This window comes from Marinimicrobium hydrolyticum (genome assembly GCF_030848505.1).
GTDB lineage: Bacteria > Pseudomonadota > Gammaproteobacteria > Pseudomonadales > Cellvibrionaceae > JAVDDU01.
This window is the reverse complement of the sequence record NZ_JAVDDU010000005.1, coordinates 1-14,898: the sequence shown is the minus strand read 5'-3', so window position 1 is coordinate 14,898 and position 14,898 is coordinate 1. Positions and strand designations below refer to the sequence as shown.

At 53.7% G+C, this 14,898-nt stretch carries 14 protein-coding genes; 1 reads left to right on the top strand and 13 read right to left on the bottom strand.

The window, feature by feature from the left end:
- Positions 1-127 precede the first annotated feature (127 nt).
- The 3 genes from RBH33_RS10515 to RBH33_RS10505 all read right to left on the bottom strand — a co-directional run bounded on the left by RBH33_RS10515 (position 128) and on the right by RBH33_RS10505 (position 3,074).
- Entirely contained in the window at positions 128-943 is an 816-nt protein-coding gene (locus RBH33_RS10515) for a glycoside hydrolase family 11 protein (protein ID WP_306732146.1), read from the bottom strand.
- Between the two features lie 223 nt (positions 944-1,166).
- On the bottom strand, positions 1,167-1,577 hold the full coding sequence (locus RBH33_RS10510) for an NIPSNAP family protein (protein WP_306732145.1): 411 nt from the start codon (positions 1,575-1,577) through the stop codon (positions 1,167-1,169).
- Positions 1,578-1,919: 342 nt separating this feature from the next.
- Entirely contained in the window at positions 1,920-3,074 is a 1,155-nt protein-coding gene (locus RBH33_RS10505; protein ID WP_306732144.1) for a helix-turn-helix transcriptional regulator, read from the bottom strand.
- 136 nt (positions 3,075-3,210) lie between these two features.
- Between RBH33_RS10505 and RBH33_RS10500 the strand changes: the two genes are divergently transcribed.
- On the top strand, positions 3,211-3,987 hold the full coding sequence (locus RBH33_RS10500; RefSeq protein ID WP_306732143.1) for an alpha/beta fold hydrolase: 777 nt from the start codon (positions 3,211-3,213) through the stop codon (positions 3,985-3,987).
- An 86-nt stretch (positions 3,988-4,073) separates the two neighbouring features.
- Here the strand turns inward: RBH33_RS10500 and RBH33_RS10495 are convergent, their stop codons facing one another.
- The 10 genes from RBH33_RS10495 to RBH33_RS10450 all read right to left on the bottom strand — a co-directional run.
- Positions 4,074-6,269: a hypothetical protein gene (locus RBH33_RS10495; protein WP_306732142.1), complete on the bottom strand. Its 2,196-nt coding sequence runs from the start codon at positions 6,267-6,269 to the stop codon at positions 4,074-4,076.
- A 38-nt stretch (positions 6,270-6,307) separates the two neighbouring features.
- Entirely contained in the window at positions 6,308-7,972 is a 1,665-nt protein-coding gene (locus RBH33_RS10490) for a hypothetical protein (protein ID WP_306732141.1), read from the bottom strand.
- Positions 7,973-8,419: 447 nt separating this feature from the next.
- Positions 8,420-10,024 carry an ABC-F family ATPase gene (locus RBH33_RS10485; protein ID WP_306732140.1) on the bottom strand — a complete coding sequence of 535 codons (1,605 nt, stop codon included), beginning with the start codon at positions 10,022-10,024 and terminating at the stop codon, positions 8,420-8,422.
- Positions 10,025-10,210: 186 nt separating this feature from the next.
- Complete coding sequence (locus RBH33_RS10480) at positions 10,211-10,609, bottom strand: VOC family protein (RefSeq protein WP_306732139.1); 399 nt, start codon at positions 10,607-10,609, stop codon at positions 10,211-10,213.
- Positions 10,606-11,112 carry a hypothetical protein gene (locus tag RBH33_RS10475; protein ID WP_306732138.1) on the bottom strand — a complete coding sequence of 169 codons (507 nt, stop codon included), beginning with the start codon at positions 11,110-11,112 and terminating at the stop codon, positions 10,606-10,608. Before RBH33_RS10475 ends, RBH33_RS10480 begins: the two co-directional genes overlap by 4 nt.
- 90 nt (positions 11,113-11,202) lie before the next feature.
- On the bottom strand, positions 11,203-12,042 hold the full coding sequence (locus RBH33_RS10470) for an alpha/beta hydrolase (RefSeq protein ID WP_306732137.1): 840 nt from the start codon (positions 12,040-12,042) through the stop codon (positions 11,203-11,205).
- 174 nt (positions 12,043-12,216) lie between these two features.
- Complete coding sequence (locus RBH33_RS10465; protein ID WP_306732136.1) at positions 12,217-12,981, bottom strand: CPBP family glutamic-type intramembrane protease; 765 nt, start codon at positions 12,979-12,981, stop codon at positions 12,217-12,219.
- 138 nt (positions 12,982-13,119) lie between these two features.
- Positions 13,120-14,010: an alpha/beta hydrolase gene (locus RBH33_RS10460; RefSeq protein WP_306732135.1), complete on the bottom strand. Its 891-nt coding sequence runs from the start codon at positions 14,008-14,010 to the stop codon at positions 13,120-13,122.
- Positions 14,011-14,098: 88 nt separating this feature from the next.
- Positions 14,099-14,440, bottom strand: a complete 342-nt coding sequence (locus tag RBH33_RS10455; RefSeq protein WP_306732134.1) for a hypothetical protein — start codon at positions 14,438-14,440, stop codon at positions 14,099-14,101.
- 102 nt (positions 14,441-14,542) lie between these two features.
- The coding region (locus tag RBH33_RS10450) for a hypothetical protein (protein WP_306732133.1) at positions 14,543-14,898 on the bottom strand (356 nt) is incomplete at its 5' end.

Below are 14,898 nucleotides of genomic sequence, written 5' to 3'. Positions count from 1 at the left end.
CTACGGTTATTCGGACCGAATCAATATAATACGCCAATCACCGAATTTAGGCACGATCCAGCAGCAACCATCGTTCAATCACTCATACTCGTCATGGCGCCGGTTCCACAGGGTTATAATGAAGTTTTTATCGACCATCCCAGACTTGGCCAGATGCCGTACCGTCCTCCGGCGGATTGAAAACCTCTACAGCCATGACCTGATAGGTGGGGTCATCGCTCGCATCGAAGTTGTTCATGTCCGGAATAATCCAGCCAGACTCGGCCCACGCCTGCACGTGGTCGGCGAAGATGATCTTCTGGTCTTCACCAAGCGGACGTTGCTCAGCGGGTTTGCTCCAGTATTGGTAGAAAGTGGACGGCGCGTTGATTGAGGGCTTTTCCTCCCGCACGGAACGGTAAGTAGAATACTCAATGCCATCGCTGACGAAAGTCGTGCCATATTCAGCGTTTTGGCTGGGGTCATAGGTCCACCGTTGCAGAACGTAGTACTCCACCAGGTGTGCCGGATCTGATGTGGACATAGTCTCGTCGTAGCCCCAGCCATACAAGGTGATGTAGCTAGCACCGCTGTCCTCGTCGAAGCGATAACCAATAACCCTATCTTCATCACCGTAATGCCAGCCAGGGCCGCCTACGTAATTGTAGCCACCGCCTTCCCAGCTAACACTGAAGTCACCCTCTGGGCTCAAGGTTAATGACGCAGCGCCACCGTCCTTCCAATGGGTGAAGAAAAAATCACCAACGTGACCGGTTGCATGATGCTGGGTAATTTCAGTGGTTTCGGAGAATCTTTGAGTGTAGGCCTCGAACTTGTCGATGTTACTAACGGCCGGCGCCGCAGCAGCATCATTCATTGTTTCTGCGTCGTCTTGCTCCGCTGCACAGCTTGCGAGACCGCATACCGTCAGTAAAATCGTAGTCTTTTGGAAAATGTTTTTCAAAATTTGATCCTCCTTTTATGTATAAGATTCACACTTTCAACGAAGCGATGAACCTTTTGTAATTTGAGGTAATTCAATCAACGGTAGTCGTTGTGGCGCCATTTGATTAAAGCACTTATTCACACCAAATCCAAATGGCTAAGAGTTAAAACAGGCACGCAACTTGTCAATTGGGGCAGCACGCTGGCTGCCCCAATGGTGAGAAATACGAGTTAAGTAAGATTTAACGAATTGCAGAATACTCTGTGGCGGTCATAAAAACGGAGTCGATATGCTTAACAATCGGTCCATCTTCTCTCGATTCTTTATACGCCTTCTGCCAGTCGGGATCGTCTATAAACGCCTGCCAACTTTGAGCCGCGGCTTCACGGCTTTTGTGCTCAAGGATATAGATCAGCGTGTTGCCTGATTTATCAGGATCGCTGGGCACCCAATAGCCTACATTTCGCATTCCATGCTTTTCAAACAGCCCGGCCGTGTGGTTAGTGAATCTCTCATTCAAGGCAGGGAGTTTTCCTTCGTGGGTCGTGTAGGTTCTCAGTTCAAAGACAGTAGCCGAGTCCGCTTGCGCGATCACAGCCAGGGAAAAAAGTAGGCAGACTGAGAGAGTCTGAGTTAGTGCGCTAATTTTCATTGTTGTCATTCCTCTCGGTTTATTATGTCTAAAAAGTGGGTTCGCCCACATTATTGGCCTCAGTGCCCTGCTGCAGCACTTCACCAGTGTCCGCCTACGGCCAATTGGCGCTCCTGAGTGTAATCAGGAAAAAGAACGCCGCTGCCTCGAATGAAAGTGCTGGCACCTAAAACATCATAACAGTGGGGATCTTTATAGTTCAAAAATGCGGAAAAAGCCACTGGCGGGCGGCGATTAACCTCTTTAGGGTCACCATCGGGGCGGGGGAAATTTAGGATCGGGGCGCCCACGCCGCATACAGCCAGTAGCGCGGACGATCAGCTGGCGAACGGGGAGGACCTGTCAGTAACGGCGTGCTGCGGGAGACTGCAATATCAGCGCAGCCAGCTGATTTTGGCGATGGCAGAGGGTTTTGTTGAATATCGACTTCAGCTGCGCGCGCACCGTGTGGGTAGAGCGGTTGTCGCGTTCGGCGATAAATTGCGGGTCTAACCCCTGGGCGATATCGACGGCGACGCGGGCCTCACTGTCGGTCAGGTTGTACATTGCGATCAATGCATTCTGGTCGATGGTAAGGGCCTGCTCGGGGTCGTAGATGTAGAGTGCCACGTGGGCGGGACAGGGCCAGAGTTTGGCGACGTTTGCCGAGGGTGCTATCGGCGTGAGCATACAGCGCAGGGTCGGTTGGCCTGGGCGTCGGATATTCAGTGCGGCCTCCCGAGCGAGGGTGCCGCTCACCTGAGTTACTTCTGTGAAGGCCGCGTGAAAGCGTTGCTGCACTGCGGGCTCCGCAAGCACCAGGCGTTGGTTGACGATATCCAACTCGCCCTGCTGTATTAAGTGTTCACAAGCCTGGGAGACATGTACAACCCGGCCCGCCTTATCAAACAGGATAAACGGCAGCGCGCGCATCTCGGCGGCCGCGGCCGCGCCCCACACAGGCGCCGCCTGATGCTGTGACTGCCTGCTTAAGCGCAACGTCTGGCGCATATGGGGCAACAGGCCGTTGACCAATTGAGTCGCGCGCTGTGAATAGGGCCCCTGCCCGTGGGTTCGCTGAACCAGCAGCTGCACCTTGTACTCTTCAGTTTGGTAGACGGTGCCGCAGATACCGTGATGAATATCCAGATGACGGGCCCAGTCATTAAAAAACTCGGTCTGGTAGAACGCCGGTTGGCGGCAGCTGAAGTCGTGAAAAGTCGAATAGAGTTGGCCCCGGGGTTTCTGTGCCAGCTCGAGTCGCCAGGGGCAGGTATTAACGTAGTGTTCGATGTAGCGCTGATGGTCCCGGTCGTCGATGTTGACCTTGGTGCTGTGCAGCACCTCGTCGGCACTTTTGTTGAGCACCAGCAGGCGAGCGGAGCGCGAGTCGGTGGCGTGTATCAGCTCTCCCAGAAAGTGCTGCCATTGACCGGCGTCGAGTGCGCTGCTGTAGAGCTTATCCAGTAGCGGTTCCTGGCGGGTTTCGAAGCGCTGTTCCAGTTGAGTGTCATTCATTGGGTGTTAGAATCAGCCAGAAAAGTTTGTTTTAACGTCAAATTTATCGTAAATGTAGAGGATTTACCAATGGGTGTCTAAATCCTCTCGGATCGCGGGACCGATTGTGCACCAAAAATAACATACGGAGGTCGATATGAATTCTGCTGCACCTATAGCCAATGTCGCAGCACAGCTGCACAGCAAAGTCGTTGGCGAGGAAGGAGAGCTAATCCTTTTTCTGCACGGCTGGAGCTGCCAGGGCAGCGATTGGGATGCCGTTTTGGCAGCGCTGGGGGACGAGCGACACATGATGGTGTTGGATCTGCCAGGGCATGGCAAATCCGCCGATGTCGACTGGGCTGACTGGACCATCGTCGGCTTGGCCCGGCTTGTCGTTGCCGCAGCGCAGAGAGCGGGGGCCGACCGACTGACGCTGGTGGGCCATTCCATGGGCGGTACCGTAGCCCTGGAGGCCGCCAGATTGTGGGCTCAAAACGGCGGCCAGCTTGGGGGCGTAGTGCTAGTGGATACGTTTGGCTTGCCCTATGGCGACATGGATGCTGAAACTATCGCCAGCATTGAGACGCCCTTTCAGCAGGATTTTGTCGGGGCCATGCACTATCTGGTCGATAACACCACCGTGCCCGAGTTGGACGAGGCCACGAGGGACTGGATCAAACAGCGTATGGCCAGCGCTGACCCGGAAAAGATGTTACCTATCTGGGCCGATCTGCTGCGCTGGTCACCGGATGCGGCCTTTGCCGAATTGCACTGCCCTATTCACGCTATCAATGGTGAACATATTTCCGAACCGGCCCGTAACCGCTGTGCGGGGAATGTGATGGAGCAGGTAATTCCCGGCAGCCACCACTTCCCACAGTTCGAGCAACCAAAGGACTTTACGCGGACACTGCGCTCGCTCCTGGCCTGAGGTTCCCGGCGGCGACTCCCTCGCCGCCGATTATCTGACACCTCACCGCAGGCAACTCTGACGCCTGCAGATGGGCATATCGGTGGTTAATCCGGCATGCTCACGAACAGCGGATACAGGACGTTGTCATGCCAGGGGAAGCCCAGGAGGTCGTTTCTGCCCCAGCAGAGCAGCCCATTCTCAGTGATGCCACAGCTGTGCGCCCAGCTGCTGGTAAGCTGGCTGAAGGTATGATTGCCGTAAACGGGCCCGGGCGCCACCCGTATACCCCCATCCGTGCCCTCACCCCAGCTGCCTTCGTGATTCAGGCCCCAGCAGACAACCGAACCATCGGCGTGTCGGCCGCAGGTGTGGTAGCCGCCGGCGCTGATTTCAACAAACTCATGGCCGATGGCCTGTTGTCGCGGCGTCAGGCGCGGCCCCTCCCAGGGGTCTTCGGTGATGAATTCACGGCCCCAGCAGTAAATTTTTCCTTCGGCGTCCATCGCGCAAGAGTAGCGGTTGCCAAGTGAGAGAGACTCAAAGCGAAGATCGGTTTCCAGCGGTGTCGCTTCATAACGGTTTTCGGTGGTGTTATCACCAATCTGGCCCCAGCCGTTTCTTCCCCAGCAATAGGCTTCGCCCCCTGCTGTGAGTGCGCAGGTATGAAGCCAGCCCGCATCGAGATGAACGAATGGAGGTGGGTCGCCATCTACCGCTCGCGGCGCCGAGACAGATGATGTATCACTCGGTGCGCCGGACTGGCCGTCCCTGTTCCCGCCCCAACAATAGGCTGTCCCGTCACTGGTCAGTCCACAGCGGTGAGACTGGCCGGAAACGATTTGCTCAAACTTGGGGGCAGATGCTACCAGCGTCGCGCTTGAAGGGGGCGGGTTGTTCGTCGGGTTACCAATTGAGTAGGTGTCTCCCTCTGCCGTCAGGCCAAACAAAGTGGTGCTGCCTACAGCCAATTCGACGAAAGGCATACCGCCCGCCACAACCGCCGGCTGACTGCCAGAGCTCCAGCAGTAGGCAGTTCCGCTGGCGTCAATGGCGCAGGTGGAGTGCCCGGTGGTGGCGCCCCAGACCTTCTCAAACTCAGCCGGATTGTAGATGCCCATGGAAAATTCGATCGCGTCCCAATCGCCGGATTCGGCGTTGGCCGGCTCAGCACGCACCCTATACAGTCCTGGGTCGTCAGGAATGGTCCAGGCTCCGGAGTCGGCGATTCCGTCAGAGTCGGTCTCAACCAGGGTGTGCTCAATGTCATGCCCCGCGCTGGGGGAGCTTAGCGCTGTGAATAGTACCTGATATCCGGCCGCCGGGTCGTCGAAGCGGTCAGTCAAGCGAATCGCAGGTGAATCGTGAGACTCATGATTGACTGTACCCCATTGCCAGATCGGCACGACCTTATTGGCCCTGGTGGGTTCACCCGGCTCACTCAGCCCTCCCACTTCGTAGAAATCAAGAGACCGCACTGCGATAGGGTCACTGATGTCGGTGTTTGCCGGCGGTTGGGCGAGCTGAATGGCAACGGTGCCGATACTGCTAAGATCTTCTCCTCGCTCGGTCAGATCAAGCTCAATACGTTGAGTCTCGGTATCGGAGTCTTCCAGTGTGATGAAGCCACCGTAGCTGTCTCCGCTGTTGCCCAGCAAAATTAACTGAATCCCAAGATTGTTGTCATCCAGGTAAGACTGGGGGATATCGAGCACCAGGGTTGCTCTTGCGTCAACAAAATTCAAGCCTACATCGAACTCGTACCGGGCCTGCAGGCGCCAATTGTCGGTATCCCAGTCTTTGGGGTTGAGAATCAGGGCCTCATGCTCGCCATCGTGGGCGATACGCAGATAGTCGGTTTCCAAAGTAGTGGTATTGCCCGTGGCATTGATATGCCAACCGTCAATGCCCTCGACAAAACGGAAGCTGAGATCGCCTTCTTCAGGTAATGCTGGGAGGCCATAGCCGTTCCCGCTCCCGTTTCCGTCGTCATCGCCGTTCTCATCACCGTTTCCATCGTCGGTCCCGTTGTCGTTCTCATCATCGGTTCCGTTGTCGGTCCCGTTGTCGTTCTCATCATCGGTCCCGTTGTCGGTCCCGTTGTCGTTCTCATCGCCGGTCCCGTTGTCGGTCCCATCGTCGATCCCGTTCCCATTTCCATTATTGTATTCGTTACCGCTCGGATCTCCCCCGCTGTTCCCACCGCCACTGTCGCTTCCGCCGCAGGCCACCAGGCCCAGAACGAATAGAACAATGATCAGCGCCCATAAGGGGCGTAACCAATTTTTAGATTTTTCTACCATTGTGGCCTCCCACAGATTTCTATGCGTGAGCAAGACAATCATTGAGGACAACCTTCATACTCAGTGCTGATACAGCAGGAGCCGCGGCTATCACTATCTTCCCTGTAATCAGGGCTCCGGGGCTCGGGATCGACAACGTCACCGTTGGGCAGGGTGATCGCGGTGTCATCCCGACCCGACCAGTCCTCCACGACCCGCTCGAGTCCAATATCGTCGGTTTCAGCGTACAGGTCCGAACAACTGTCAAATAAACTCCAAGTAAACCAATACCGTTGATCGGATGCTTCCCTTACACCGTCGCAATACAATACCGGATAATCATCGGCGCAAAATTGAAATGCCGCCGAATCACCTATGTCTACATCCTCTCCCTGACCCTCATCAGCCGTCGCGATACGAACTCGCCGTGAACCGCCTTCATTGTCAGTCACCTCGATTTCGATAGTGCGGTCCATACTCTCAAAGCAGGGGAGATCGTCAATTGTCAGCCGGTCAATCCGGCGCGACGGCCTGTCATTGAACCTTTCACAATCATTACCAATGCATTCTGCGGTCATGGGAAAGGGACCGCTCTCCTGTCCGTTGCGGATTTCATAGTAAACCGGTGCATCGGGAATATAGCCATCTATGTCGTAAGAGTTAATCGTGTACTCATTCCAGCGCACTTCGCTGTATTCGCTCGTACAAATGCCAACCCGAGTCTGGGAAACATAGGAGACTGGAAGCTGATTCTCGGCATTTTCGCCCTTGAGCACGAACCGGGTAATGCAGCCATAGCGGTCGCCGATGTCTAGCACCATGCCCGAACCCACCAAACCACCGGGCTCAATCCAGGTGTACAAGCCCACGTGGATGTATTCCCCACCCTGGGACTGCCCGACGCTGTTATTGCGAGCTCTGCCGCTAAAGGCAAAGGTATCGGCTAATCCCTGTGCGCCAGTCATGCTGCCTTCGTAGTGAGTACGGCCATCCGCCTGCTGTGTCATGGTCACCGTGACGTCGTTCCAGTCGTCCATGCAACTGGTATCGAGGGGGGCCAAGTTCCCTACCCACTGACCGTGGGTCACGGCATGAAAGGTTTGGTCCTCAGGCAGAGGAACCGCCTCGGCAACACTGGCATCTAGGTGGGCCTGGGCGGTTTCCGCATCCACTAAGGCTACGCCAGGCCGGACCTGCCCGAGTGCATCGGCCAGTGTAAATTCGTCCCGAAAGTCCAGATTCTGCGGAAGGTCTTTGGCTTCCGGGATCAGCCGGATTCCGGTGTCCGGGTCGAGGTCATCGTCCAGACTTTGCAACAGCCGGGCAATGTTGATTGCTCGACTCAACTCTTCTTCATCAGCACTCTCGACCAAATCGTAGGGGGTCACAACCGCCGCACCGGGAGCCACACCGATGGATGTCTCACCAATAAAAAAGGTAACGATTTCTCCGGGCTCATACTCAAACCGTCCTTGCTCATCAGTGGTGCCGGTGCCACTGTCCGTTTTGTAGGTGAGCCCTTCCACCGGGCTATCGATGAATACGCCAGTTCCTTCACCGGAGCTGGAGTCAGAGTTAGATTCAGAGTTAGGTTCAGAATTAGATTCAGGGTTAGGGTCAGAGTCCCCGCTACTACTGCCCGAGCAGGCCACCAGCAGGCCTAAACAGATCAGCAAGAAGGCGACGCCCAAGCCTTGTCGGCGAATGTCGTTGTTCTTTTTCATGTCACACCTCTTGTGCTGTCTACGTCTAATTATGGGTATCAAAGAGGGAGTGTTGGCCCGCGCTCAACGGCCGAAATGCCTGATTAGAAGCTGCGCGACAGTGTTCTCTTTCTTAACCGTGTAATTAGGCTACCGAGCCGGGGGGACGGCGCGCATCACCCATATGGGTTATTTTGACGACAATTTCCAGAGGTCGGGGTACAGAAAGGGGGAGGCGCCCGAAGGAGGCGGTGCCCCGACGAGGGCTAGGGAAGGCCTGGACGAAGTTGAGCGCGTTACACTCACCTGGATGGACTGGTTGAACAAACTTAGGCGGCTCGGCTCAATGGACCGTGTTTCACCGGCTGCCAATTCTCAAAAGCCAATGAGAGCGCCCCGCTTGAAAACTGGGGCGCTCTCGCCACCGTAACAAAGAATCAGCACCTAGGACTCAATGCCTTAGACCGCTCACGCCGGTTCGGTGACAGCGGCTTGGCTCGCCAGATATTCCTCGTAGTTACCTTGGAAGTCGATCAGCTGCCTGTCCTTGATCTCAATCACCCGGGTAGCCAGCGATGAGACGAACTCTCGATCGTGGCTGACAAAAATCAGCGTACCCTCATAATGCTCGAGCGCGAGGTTGAGGGCTTCAATGGATTCCATGTCCAGGTGGTTGGTTGGCTCGTCCATGATCAAGACATTGGTGTCCTGCATCATGAGCTTGCCGAACAGCAGGCGGTTTTTTTCGCCACCGGAGCAGACGGCCGCCTTTTTGTTAAAGTCGTCTGCGGAGAACAGTAGCCGGCCCAAAGTGGCACGTACGATCTGATCGTCATGATTGGGCTTACGCCACTGGCTCATCCACTCGAACAGGGTCAGCTCACAATCAAAGTCAGCGCTGCTGTCTTGTGGGCAATAACCGAGCGTGGCGCTTTCCGCCCACTGAATTTTCCCAACGTTGGCTGGGAGCTCGTTCATCAAGCAGCGCAGTAGAGTGGTCTTGCCCACACCGTTTTCACCGATAATCGCCAAGCGCGTGCCGGCCTCCAAGATCAAATTACCGCCCTTGAACAGCACCTCGCCGCCAAAGCCGTGGCTCAGTTTTTCAAGGGTCAGTGCCTGGCGATGCAGCTTTTTGTCCTGCTTGAAGCGAATAAACGGGCTGATGCGGCTGGTGGGCTTCACTTCGTCGAGCTTAATCTTCTCCACGCGCTTTGCCCGCGACGTCGCCTGCTTGGCCTTGGAAGCGTTTGCAGAAAAGCGGCTGACGAATTGCTGAAGATCGGCGATTTCCGCTTTTTTCTTGGCATTTTCCGAGTGCAGGCGCTCGCGGGCCTGAGTCGACGCAATCATGAAGTCATCATAGTTACCGGGGTATACACGCAGCTCGCCGTAGTCGATGTCGGCCATATGGGTACAAACGGCATTCAGGAAGTGGCGATCGTGAGAGATAATCACCATGGTGCTCTCGCGCTCGTTGAGCAGGCCTTCCAGCCAGCGGATGGTGTTGATATCCAAGTTGTTGGTGGGCTCGTCCAGCAGCAGAATATCCGGGTCAGAAAACAGGGCTTGTACCAGCAACACGCGCAACTTCAAGCCGGGTGCCACTTCGCTCATGGGGCCGAACAGCAAGTCCTGCGGTATGCCAGCGCCCAACAGCAAGTCGCCTGCTCGGCTTTCGGCGCTATAGCCGTCCATTTCGGCGAAATTAACCTCTAATTCAGCCACCTTCATGCCATCTTCTTCGGTCATTTCCGGCAGGCTATAGATACGATCGCGCTCCTGCTTGACTTCCCACAGCTCTCGGTGGCCCATAATGACGGTGTCGATAACCGAATATGCCTCAAACGCGAACTGATCCTGGGAGAGCTTGCCGATACGCACATTGGGCCCGAGAGAGACGTTGCCGGCGGAAGGCGCCAGGCTACCGTCAAGAATCTTCATAAAGGTGGATTTACCACACCCGTTGGCGCCAATCAGGCCATAGCGTTTGCCTTCGCCAAATTTAACGGAAATGTTTTCAAATAGGGGCTTGGCACCAAATTGCATGGTGATATTTGCGGTCGTAATCAAGAGAATATCCTGGAAATAAGCGTGTTGAGGTATGCGGGGGCCGTACTATACGCGAACCCGGGCCCCGAAGCACAGGTTCCCAGGGGTGTCTTGTGGTTATTTTGTGACCCGGCGCTAAACCAGCCGCCGCTCTCGACGTCGCAGCAGCCGCCACTGGTGAGGGCAGCTTCCTGCTAACGTGCGTTGCTACGCCGTCCACTCTCGATTCTGCAATACAACACGATAGCCATCGATGTCCTCAAATGTTCTACCAGCCACATCCCAGTAACCATTGTAGGACTGCACCGGTGTGAACCCAGCCTCAACCATTTTCTGGCAAGAGACGCGCCAGACTTTCTCATCCTCGATATAGAAAATTAGCAAATTGTCTTTGGTCGGTGCCTTGCCAACCTTCGCGCCTTTGTGGTGGGTGAACTCAAGGTGATAGTTGTGCTGCTCATGGCCGATAATTGACCCGTCAAACCCATTGTGCCCTTCGAATCTACCTAGCAACTTAAAGCCCAGCCCATTCACATACATCTCAGTGATTTGACTTAGGTTATCAGTTGGCCTTGCAACTCGTAATTTCGCTAATTTAGGGATCATCTATACGTCCGCCCCAGGCGCTTTTTGAGCCGGGGCTTCAGCAGGGCAACCAACAGCGCTAGGCCGACAATAACCGCAATCTCCAAGCCGATCAGCACCCCGACGGCGTAGAACAACACCGGCAACGCCAACACCTCCAGGTATTCCACCCAAGTGCGGGGCAACAGCACCAAAAACAGCAGCCACAGTGGCGCGACAAGCCAGAGCCCGAAAGTGCGCAACTGCGCGCGCGCCTGCTGCTCAAGCTCTGCTTCCGACATCCCTTCGTCGTTGCCCGAAACCTGCGCCAGTTTCTGCGTCAGGGTATCAAGCTCTTCATCGCTCAGTGAGCCCTTGTCCAGCAACGCCTGAATATCGCGGTTCAGCTCCTGATCGTCCGCGTCCAGATAAGTCGAGGTTTCGATCACTATGTCGTCGCTGAGCAAATACGGACCCTGGAAGGTGACGCTGGCCATAATCAGCGCTGCCACCAAAATCAATAGTTGTCGTTTGAATAAAGTCATACATTGTCCGATACGCAGTTGCTGTTATCTATCCCGAATCCAATTACTTAGTGCGACGCTTAACACGTCCCGTTAACGCTGAACGGTTTCTTAACTGTCATTGCCGAACAGCCAGTACAATCCCATAATAGATGATGCGGGAAATGCTGTTTCATGATTTGCAGAATCCACTACCGCGTTCTTTATAGTTAAATTTTCGTACTGGCGACTTTTCAGCGCTTCATACAGCCTACGCGAATCGATTACCATATCAAGAGTAAAACCCTCCCCCTTAAGCACTTCCAAGGATCCCACTGACAAGTATACGTTCGCTTTCAAATCACTATTCGCTTTAGCATACTCCTGCTCTAAGCGAAAAATATACTCGTCATCAAACCATAACGCAGGGCTAGCTAATACGTAATTCTCAAACGTATCAGGATACGTCAGAAGTACATAAGCGCCCCACAACCCTCCAAGTGAAACACCCACATAGGTTCTTTGATTTTTATCCGTGCTGTACGTACTGTCTATATAATTGAACACGTCGTTAGAAATGAAACGATGGTAAAGATCAGCCTCCCCCGATTTCCTTTTCCAATTCTTAGGGCTTGTCGGCGTATAATCTCTAAGCCTGGAGGTATCTCTGTCCATACTCAGGTCTCTAGAAATCCCTACGACAATGACTTCTTGCATTTTTTCTGTCGCCATAGGGACTTGAACGGAACCCGCTACAACAGGGAACGTGTACCATGAATCGGTCAAATATATCACTGGATAATTAACGTTTTCCGAGTAATCTTCAGGTAGCTTTATGTACAACTCGTACTCGCGTTTCGTATTCTCGTCTCTTAATATTTTAGACTCCGTATTCGGCATTTGATACGGGGAAGCCGACGCTACAGCGCATGCAAACATGGTGCAGGCAACAACAATTTTCATCAAAATCATAAAAATCCGATTTTCATTTGTATGATAGGTATCTCTTCCAACTGCAAACGCAGGGCTAAGCCTCCAGGCCGGAACGGCGCATCGGCTTCAGCGCCACGTTAGAAATGAATCTCGCTCTGACGCCCATAGCCTCTCGTAGGCATAAAATAGCAGCGCTGCCTGCAGCCTCTTTGCCTATGCGCCGAAGATAACGCGTGGGACCGCCATTCCAACGTGTACGCCCATGTGCGCAAACATGGCGGCCTCCAGCCCACGGCGCTGAAAGAACATGCCAAAGATAAAGCCAGGCACCGCGTTAAGAATCAGCGTCCGCAAAATGATGGGCGTAGTAAGCTCGCCCACCATTAGACCAACGGCCGGCAAGTGGCCGATGCCGAAAAGTATTGCGGCCAGTATGTTACCTAGTACAAGGGCGATACCTAGATGGCGCCGACCGAGAACCAGAAAGATCAGCCAAGCCACCAGACTCATAACACCCCACCGCAACAAGACCTCTTCTACTATTCCTCCGTAGGTCAAGGCTGCCAGCAAGTAGTTGAGCGTCATTGGGGTGCCGAGCAGATAGAGTGTATCCGGCAAGTACGGCTGAAAAACCACAGCTTCGACAGCCACGATCAGCACACCAACTCCAAACCCGACCGGTAAGGCAAATTTAGCCTGCGAAGCCAGTATTGAACGAGGACTATTCCCGTCTACCAGGCCTTCGATGGCCGGCGCGCGAAGATTAACCTTGGGAGCCACCCAGGCGCCCAAAGCGGCCACCACAGAAACCAGCACTAGGCTTTGAATGGCAGCCGACAATATGAGCACCGCCCGTGGCGGTAGCTCAGCGTCCAGGTGCTCAACCATTCCCGGCACCTGTAACGCGATAAGCACAATACCCGGCAGCGAAATCCCAACCAGTAAACCGATAAGCTGTGTTCGTTTTCCCAACTTCATTTGCTTTGTATCCAACCCCTACATTTTGTTTAAAACGGCAACCAGAAATGCAATTCCACCTGGATTAGGCACAACCGATTTTTCACAAGAAAATTAAGCCCACTATTACCGGGATTTCCCGCATTCTAACTGCCGCAATTACGCGCTTGTCGCGGGGATTATTTTGTTAGCCTCGCCTGATTCTGAGCACTCCTGATTGCCTAATGAAAACCTCTGAAGCGTCTTGTGAATTCGGCTTTTTAGCCATTCAGGCCCTTCGTCCGTCATGTCGTTGTGCAGCGCTTCGGGCAACTCCACAATACATATTCCGAGCGATGCCTGCTCATCTTTAGTCGGAATAACACCCGCATCTGCGGGAAAATCGCCAGCCCGGAAAGAGAGGATGCGCACTCCCTCAACTTTCGGGAGTGGGACCCTCCGGTGATCCAGAGTGATTAGAGCATCGACCATCGAAGCGTCCTGATTCGCTAGCCAAGCTGAAATATCACCGCCGTTGGAGTGGCCAATAAGAGTGAGTCTATTGAAATCGTAGTCTGGACGCCGCTTCTTCATACTAGCGGCAACTACCCTGAGCGTTTCCGCGCCTCTCTGCCAGTTTTCTATCCTAGTTTGATAAAGATCACCAGATGTTGAAAGCGGTGGATCTCCGGGAACCTCATGACGCACGGCAAGCACCAGATATCCTTGCTCGACGTAGGAATTGACGGCGAATTCGTAATTTGTATGTGGAACGCCATATCCGGCGCTCAGTATAGCTACTGGACACTTGGATTGGGATGCGCAGCCTCTTTGATCCTTAGCCTCATAGACCTCGACAGGTATTTCTCTGTCCCTTGATTTATCGACGATATATATCGCCTCTGCATTAAGAGTGAGAGAACACAAGGAGAAAGCAATGGAAAGTATTGTCCTCAACAGGTTTACTCCTTTGGCTAACGACGCGTAGTCTGGCACACGACGGACAAGCAACCAGAGCCCTAGTAGACCCGCGAAAGCTTCTATTAGTGAGCGTGTTTGGATCTGCTTCATCAGTTACCTCGACGTATAACGCCCCAAGCAGGGGATATTTTGCGTTTTGAGCGCAGCGAAGCAAAATATGTCCCGCTTCCTTGGATTCTTAGGGCTCCAACGGAACAACAACCGCGAACTTTCCTTGAAGCCTTTGTCCTCGCATACGAGAACACCAAAATTTATATAAAGGGTACCCAATCAACCCCGCGATTATAAGCCTCGCAAAGCCCCACACCGCTCCAAAGCCCATAACGATTCCGTAAAATGCAATTTGCTCAGTGATGCTGGTAACCTCCGGTTCAGAAGCGATTGCGGCCACAACCGCTCCGACCAAAGCCCACGCAAATCCTGCAAAGACTATGACCCTAAGATAGGAAGCAAGACCCAGCTCTGCCCTTACGCTATCAGAGTATAGCTCGCCCTCTGATTTAACGTTCTTCAGTTCCATTTATACTCCCTTGGTCCTAGCCCTAACGTTCCGCACATGGGCGCGAGTTTACGAGCGTCCCGCCGCCCGCTTGCGGCGGTGTATTGGCACGCATTGGTATAATTACGTTTGCCACCATAAGCTCAAAAAAATTGAACCAATAAAACCGATAACGCATATACGACTAACCCATAGCAATGAATTTAGATCACACTCTTCTGGAAGCGGATTAGGACTTAGTATAAAAATCCAGTACTTTATGATAACTAGCGGGTTCATTGACAAAGAAAGGAAACCTGGGCTGCCAAGTTTTTCATACAACTCCGGCTCTTTTTTCTCCATGGCTGAAAAGAGAATCCCATCTGAAATAACGCTCAAAATGAAGAATAGTAAAACAATGGCCATATCTTTAGCACTTATAACGCCCGCACATGGGGCGATTGTAACGTAGCGAGGAACGAGCGTAGTGTAAGCCGTCC